This is a genomic window from Pseudomonas sp. R11-23-07 (assembly GCF_003852295.1).
Taxonomy (GTDB): domain Bacteria; phylum Pseudomonadota; class Gammaproteobacteria; order Pseudomonadales; family Pseudomonadaceae; genus Aquipseudomonas.
This window is the reverse complement of record NZ_CP027761.1, coordinates 5,682,045-5,689,077: the sequence shown is the minus strand read 5'-3', so window position 1 is coordinate 5,689,077 and position 7,033 is coordinate 5,682,045. Positions and strand designations below refer to the sequence as shown.

General features: G+C 57.4%; 6 protein-coding genes. 5 read left to right on the top strand and 1 reads right to left on the bottom strand.

Annotation, left to right across the window (positions count from 1 at the left end):
- Nucleotides 1-582: 582 nt before the first annotated feature.
- The 5 genes from rpmH to mnmE all read left to right on the top strand — a co-directional run bounded on the left by rpmH (nucleotide 583) and on the right by mnmE (nucleotide 4,511).
- Nucleotides 583-717: a 50S ribosomal protein L34 gene (gene rpmH / locus C4J84_RS26205; protein ID WP_003213577.1), complete on the top strand. Its 135-nt coding sequence runs from the start codon at nucleotides 583-585 to the stop codon at nucleotides 715-717.
- Nucleotides 718-730: 13 nt separating this feature from the next.
- Entirely contained in the window at nucleotides 731-1,138 is a 408-nt protein-coding gene (gene rnpA / locus C4J84_RS26200) for a ribonuclease P protein component (RefSeq protein WP_372238030.1), read from the top strand.
- On the top strand, nucleotides 1,131-1,376 hold the full coding sequence (gene yidD, locus C4J84_RS26195) for a membrane protein insertion efficiency factor YidD (protein WP_010207715.1): 246 nt from the start codon (nucleotides 1,131-1,133) through the stop codon (nucleotides 1,374-1,376). The genes rnpA and yidD overlap by 8 nt, the downstream gene beginning before the upstream one ends.
- 2 nt (nucleotides 1,377-1,378) lie before the next feature.
- Nucleotides 1,379-3,061 (top strand): membrane protein insertase YidC, encoded by a 1,683-nt coding sequence (yidC, locus tag C4J84_RS26190; protein ID WP_124365081.1) that lies wholly within the window; start codon nucleotides 1,379-1,381, stop codon nucleotides 3,059-3,061.
- Between the two features lie 79 nt (nucleotides 3,062-3,140).
- Entirely contained in the window at nucleotides 3,141-4,511 is a 1,371-nt protein-coding gene (gene mnmE, locus C4J84_RS26185; protein ID WP_124436299.1) for a tRNA uridine-5-carboxymethylaminomethyl(34) synthesis GTPase MnmE, read from the top strand.
- An 8-nt stretch (nucleotides 4,512-4,519) separates the two neighbouring features.
- On the opposite strand, the gene C4J84_RS26180 is transcribed toward mnmE, so the two are convergent.
- Nucleotides 4,520-6,850 carry a TonB-dependent siderophore receptor gene (locus tag C4J84_RS26180; RefSeq protein ID WP_372238211.1) on the bottom strand — a complete coding sequence of 777 codons (2,331 nt, stop codon included), beginning with the start codon at nucleotides 6,848-6,850 and terminating at the stop codon, nucleotides 4,520-4,522.
- Nucleotides 6,851-7,033: the final 183 nt, after the last annotated feature.

Below are 7,033 nucleotides of genomic sequence, written 5' to 3'. Positions count from 1 at the left end.
GGATATCCCCTAAGTTGAAAGCCGGTGAGGCAAAAACAACCGCCATTGTAGCGACCAGCCGCCCACTTATCCACATGAAGGTTGCGCACAGGCCATCCAAAATCAACGTCTTATCCTGGAAAAAGGCGACCGGCGGTCTGTGAATAAGCTCTGTGGATAACCGCCCTTGAGCTCGTTGCACAACTGGGGTCGAAAGTCTGTGGGTAACTGGCCTGTGGATAACAAGCCATTCCACACACAGCTTATCCGACAGCGCAGCACAGGCAGAGCACCGTTTCTCCCCCGTGTTGTCATTCTCTGTACATCAGGTGGAATAAGGCCTAAAGACAGTTATCCACAGCAGATCGCCCCCCTAGCTTTTATAAGCTTTACAGAAAAGCTTTAAATAACTTCCTTCTTTATTTTTATATCTATGCCGCTCATGGAAGAGAAGCGGACAGAAAGGCTGACGTGGCCGTCAGAGAACTAATTAAAGGAAAAGCTGGTTGGAAATTGACCTAGAGGCTTGCTTTCTCTAGAATCGCCGGTCTCTTAAAACGGGGGCCATTCCGGCCCGTTGTGGACGAACCAGGTAACAACGCCATGAAACGTACTTTCCAACCAAGCACCATCAAACGCGCCCGTACTCACGGCTTCCGTGCTCGCATGGCTACCAAGAACGGCCGTGCTGTCCTGTCGCGTCGCCGCGCCAAAGGTCGTGCGCGTCTGGCAGTTTGATAATCCGGTACTGGTGGTGAGTCAGGACTTCAGTCGGGAAAAGCGTCTGCTAACCCCCCGGCATTTCAAGGCAGTCTTTGACTCCCCCACCGGCAAGGTTCCGGGGAAAAATCTCCTGCTCCTTGCGCGTAACAACGATCTTGATCACCCCCGTCTCGGGTTGGTGATCGGCAAGAAGAGCGTAAAGCTCTCCGTTGAGCGCAATCGCCTCAAGCGTCTGATGCGCGAATCGTTTCGCCTCCACCAGGACACTCTGGTTGGTTGGGATATTGTTATCGTCGCGCGCAAAGGCTTGGGGGATGTAGAAAACCCCGAATTGATTCAGCATTTCGGCAAGCTCTGGAAACGTCTGGCGCGTACCCACAAACCAGCACCAGCAGTCAGCACCGAAACTGTAGGGGTAGACAGTACCGATGCGTAAACTGGCCCTCGTTCCGATCCAGTTTTATCGCTATGCCATTAGTCCTCTGATGGCCAGCCACTGTCGTTTCTACCCCAGTTGTTCCTGCTACGCGTTAGAGGCCATAGAAAATCATGGTCTTCTGCGCGGTGGCTGGCTGACCTTTCGTCGTTTAGGTCGCTGTCATCCGTGGAATCCCGGTGGTTATGACCCGGTTCCGCCTATCCCTACCTCCCGTTCCTCTTCGATGGCCGAGTAATCATGGATATTAAACGCACGATCCTGATCGTCGCCCTGGCAATCGTGTCCTACGTCATGGTCCTGAAATGGAACCAAGACTATGGCCAGGCTGCCCTGCCGACTCAGAATGTTGCTACCAATCAGGCTGCGCCGGCTATTCCGGACACCCCGCTGGGTAACAATGCGTCCGCGAGTGCCGATGTTCCCAGCGCGAATGGCGAGACAAGTGCCCCGTTAGAAACGCCAGTGGTCACCAACAAAGACCTCATCCACGTGAAAACGGATGTGCTCGACCTGGCTATCGACCCGCAGGGCGGTGATATCGCACAGCTGAAGCTGCCGCTTTATCCACGTCGCCAGGACCACCCGGATGTTCCGTTCCAGCTGTTCGATAACGGCGGTGAACGTACCTATCTGGCGCAAAGCGGCCTGACCGGCACCAATGGTCCGGATGCGCGTGCTACCGGTCGTCCGATTTATTCGACCGAGCAGAAAAGCTATCAACTGGCTGATGGCCAGAACCAGCTGAACGTCGACCTGAAATTCAGCCTCGACGGCGTCAATTACATCAAGCGTTTCAGCTTCACGCGTGGTTTGTACGATCTGAAGGTCACTTACCTGATCGACAACACCAGCGACAAAGCCTGGAGCGGCAACCTGTTTGCCCAGCTCAAGCGTGACGCCAGCTCCGATCCTTCCTCCAGCACCGCCACCGGCACTGCGACTTACCTAGGCGCTGCCCTGTGGACAAGTAACGAGCCGTACAAAAAAGTGTCGATGAAAGACATCGACAAGGGCGCGCTGAAGGAAACCGTTCAAGGTGGCTGGGTAGCCTGGCTGCAGCACTACTTCGTGACCGCATGGATCCCGAACAAGGGTGACGCGAACCTGGTTCAAACCCGCAAGGACAGCCAGGGCAACTACATCATTGGCTTTACTGGCCCGGCGTTGACCGTCGCACCCGGCGCCAAGGCTGAAACCAGTGCCACCCTGTACGCCGGCCCGAAAAGCCAGGCCGTGCTGAAAGAGTTGTCCCCAGGTCTGGAACTGACTGTGGATTACGGCTTCCTCTGGTTCATTGCCCAGCCGATTTTCTGGCTGCTGCAACATATCCACAGCATTGTGGGTAATTGGGGTTTCTCGATCATTTTCCTGACCATGCTGATCAAGGGGATCTTCTTCCCGCTGTCAGCCGCCAGCTACAAGTCGATGGCGCGCATGCGTGCCGTGGCGCCGAAGCTGGCTGCGCTGAAAGAGCAGCATGGTGACGACCGGCAGAAAATGTCGCAGGCCATGATGGAGCTGTACAAGAAAGAGAAGATCAACCCGTTGGGTGGTTGCTTGCCGATTCTGGTGCAGATGCCGGTATTCCTGTCGCTTTACTGGGTACTCCTGGAAAGCGTGGAAATGCGCCAGGCGCCGTTCATGTTGTGGATAACTGACCTGTCGATCAAAGACCCGTTCTTTATCCTGCCGATCATCATGGGCGCGACCATGTTTATCCAGCAGCGCCTGAACCCGACTCCGCCGGATCCGATGCAGGCCAAGGTGATGAAAATGATGCCAATCATCTTCACCTTCTTCTTCCTGTGGTTCCCGGCAGGTCTGGTGCTGTACTGGGTAGTCAACAACGTGTTGTCGATCTCCCAACAGTGGTACATCACACGTAAAATCGAAGCGGCTACCAAAAAAGCCGAGGCGTAATTTACTCTGTGGATAACCACTCAAGACGCCCCCTAGTGGGGCGTTTTGCTTTCTGCCACTTTAATTCTGGAACCTGCTGATGAGCGCTCCTCGTGAAACCATCGCTGCTGTCGCAACCGCTCAAGGTCGCGGCGGCGTCGGTATCGTTCGAATTTCCGGGCCGCTCGCAGGCGTGGCCGCCAAGGCGATCAGTGGGCGCGAGTTGAAGCCGCGGTATGCCCATTACGGCCCGTTTCTGGATGTGGACCAAAGCGTGCTGGATGAGGGCCTGGCGCTGTATTTCCCAGGACCCAACTCCTTCACCGGCGAAGATGTACTGGAACTGCAGGGACACGGTGGCCCGGTCGTATTGGATATGTTGCTGCAGCGCTGCCTGCAGTTGGGCTGCCGCCTGGCCCGTCCGGGGGAGTTCAGCGAGCGCGCGTTCCTTAACGACAAACTCGACCTGGCCCAGGCCGAAGCCATTGCTGACCTGATCGAGGCCAGTTCTGCACAGGCTGCGCGCAACGCATTGCGTTCGTTGCAGGGGGCTTTTTCGCTGCGTGTGCATAACTTGACTGAGCAGTTGATCAGCCTGCGCATCTATGTCGAAGCGGCCATTGATTTCCCTGAAGAGGAAATTGACTTCCTGGCCGATGGCCACGTCCTGGCGATGCTGGATAAAGTCCGCGAGGAGTTATCCACAGTGTTGCGCGAAGCCGGGCAGGGCGCATTGCTGCGTGACGGCATGACCGTGGTGATCGCGGGTCGTCCCAACGCCGGCAAATCCAGCCTGCTTAATGCTTTGGCGGGGCGCGAGGCGGCCATCGTCACCGAAATTGCCGGTACCACTCGGGATATCCTGCGCGAACATATCCACATAGATGGCATGCCGTTGCACGTGGTCGATACGGCCGGATTGCGCGATACCGACGACCAAGTGGAAAAAATCGGCGTAGAACGCGCGCTCAAAGCCATCGGCGAAGCAGATCGAGTTTTATTGGTGGTGGATGCGACGGCCCCCGAGGCTGTGGATCCCTTTGCGTTGTGGCCGGAATTCCTCGAGCAACGGCCAGACCCGGCCAAAGTCACCTTGATCCGTAACAAGGCCGACTTGACCGGTGAGGCCATTGCGATGCAAACCAGCGACGATGGCCATGTGACTATCAGCCTCAGTGCCAAATCGGCAGGGGATGGCCTGGAGTTGCTCCGTGACCATCTCAAGGCGTGCATGGGCTATGAGCAGACCTCGGAGAGCAGCTTCAGTGCACGCCGCAGGCATCTGGAGGCGCTTCGCCACGCCAGCGCGGCGTTGGAGCACGGGCGAGCACAGCTGACCCTGGCAGGGGCAGGGGAGCTGCTGGCTGAGGATTTGCGTCAGGCGCAGCAGCTGTTGGGGGAGATCACCGGCGCGTTCAGTTCCGATGATTTGCTCGGGCGAATCTTTTCCAGCTTCTGTATCGGCAAATAGTCACGCGCTTACCAGTTGTAGGACACCGTACCCAGCAAGGTACGGCTGTCGCCCCAATAGCAGCGCCCCGCGTCGTTGCAACCGGCTACGTACTCCTTGTCGAACAGGTTCTTGGCGTTCACGTCCACTGACCAGTGCGAATCGATCTGATACCCCACCGCTGCATCCACCAGCGTGACACTTCCAGCATCCAGCTTGCCGTACAGGGTAGGCGCCGTGTAGGAAAAGGTGCTGTCGAAATACCGCACGCCGCCGCCCACAGACAGGCCTTTAAGGTGACCGTCGAGGAAGCGGTATTTGCTCCACACCGAAGCCTGGTTGCGCGGAACGCCGGTCATCTGATGCCCTTCTACCAAGGAAGTGGCGGAATCCTTGGTAATCCGTGCGTCAGTGTAGGTGTAGGCCGCGGTCACATTCAGGTTTGGCGTAAGGTCGCTGTTGATTTCAACTTCCACACCTTTGGCGCGGCTCTCACCTACCTGGCGATAACTGTTGGTGGTGGCATCGAGGTAGGTGTCGTCCTGTTTGCGCAAGTCGTACACCGAGAGTGTCATCGCCGTGTCCCAGCCGATCGGCTCGTACTTCACGCCCACTTCATATTGGCTGCTGGTGATCGGCTTCAACGGTGCGCCGGCGTTGGAAATCTGCTGCACCGGAACGAACGCGGTGGAATAGCTGACATACGGCGTCAGGCCGTTGTCGAACTGGTACATCACACCACCCTGATAGGTGAACTTGCGGTCTTGGGTGCTGATGTTGCTGGCCTTGTTCACTTTGTCGCGGAAATCGCTGTCGACCCAGTCCTGCCGCCCACCGAGCAGGAACAGCCAGTGGTCGTACTTGCTTTGGATCTGGGCGTACACGCCTTTCATTTGCTGCTCGAGCAAGGTGTTCTGCACAGCGATCGGCGTGAGCGGGTCCCTCAGGTACACGGGGTTATACACATTGATGGTACCGGCGAAACCGGCATCCCAATCCTGGTTGAACGAGGTGCGGTCGTAGCTGGCGCCGACCAACACAGTGTTTTCCAACCCGCCGACCTGGAATTTGCCTTCGAGCTGGTTATCCAGGGAATAGACCATGGATTTGTTGTAGCGGTCGTAGGCGGTCATGTTCAGTTGGGTGCCGAAGCCCCGGTTATTCAGCGCGCTCGGCCAGGTTTCATGGCGGTCGATACGTGACTGCATGTACCGCGAGTTCTGGCGGAACTGCCAATCGTCGTTGAAGCTATGGCTGAACTCGTAGCCAGTGCTCCAGGCTTCACGCTCAAAGGTGTTCCAATCCGGGTCGCCGAGCATGGTGTGCTTGGACAGCTTACCGTTGGGATTAGTGAGTAAGGTGCCCGCAGCGGGTAGGCCAAGTTCCAGATTGGTGTGGTCTTTCTGGTAGTTGGCCAACAGGGTCAGGGTGTTGTAGTCGTCAAAATTCAGGGTCAGGGACGGGGCAATGTAGATACGATCGTCCGGTACGTGGTCGGTCTGGGTATCGGATTTTCGGCCAAGCATCACCAGGCGACCGAGGACATTGTCACTGTCATTGAGCGGCCCGGAGATATCCACACCCACCTGGCGCCGGTTGTTCGAGCCGTACCCCAATTGCACTTCGCCCTGGGGGTTGGCGGTCGGATGTTTGCTGACCAGGTTGACCAAGCCGCCCGGCGCGTTTTCACCGTAGAGCAGCGAAGAAGGGCCGCGGAAAACCTCGACCCGCTCCAGGCCATAAGGCTCACTGGTGGTGTCGTACCGATTGCCTTGCACACGTAGTCCATCCCTGAGCAGGCCGTAGCCGTAGTCCGTAGCGTTGAAGCCTCGAATGAAAAACAGATCGCCCGCCAGCCCGTCGCCTGCGGCAAAAGGCGGCGCGAAGATACCGGGTACGTAACCGAGCACTTCGGTCAGTGTTTGCGATTTCTGATCCTTGATACGTTGCCCGGTCACCACCGATACCGAACGAGGCGTCTGCGACAGAGGCGTACTGGTCTTGGTGCCGATACGGCTGTTTTGCGCCTTGTAGCCGACATCCGGCGCAAGCCCCTGACCGAACCCATCCGTTTGATACGCGCTTACGGTCGTCGGTGCGAGGGTGAGCTGGCCGGTAGGTATTGCTTGCAAGCCATAGCTGCCAGGTGCCTGGGCGACGGCCTGCAACCCCGAGTTTTGCAACAGCAGCGCGAAACCTTGATCCACCGAATAATCGCCATCCAGACCGGAAGTGGTCAGACGCGAAGTCTGTTGAGGCGAGAACGACAGAATCACATTGGCCCTGGCGGCAAACTGACTCAGCGCACTGTCCAGTGGGCCGGCAGCGATGACGTAGTGTTGCGTCGCGCTGGCGGCCATGACCCCTGTGGATAACAACGTACCGCAGGAGGTGGCGAGCAGCAGGCCGTAGGTAAGGGCGCGGCAGGAAAGTCGCTGGCGTAGCGGGGTCGGAAGGCACATAAATGGGTAAGCCCTGAAGGTAGCGTCGTGATTACCTGAAGGGCCGCGCCAGATAAAAAAAAGATAACCCCCCTGTGGATT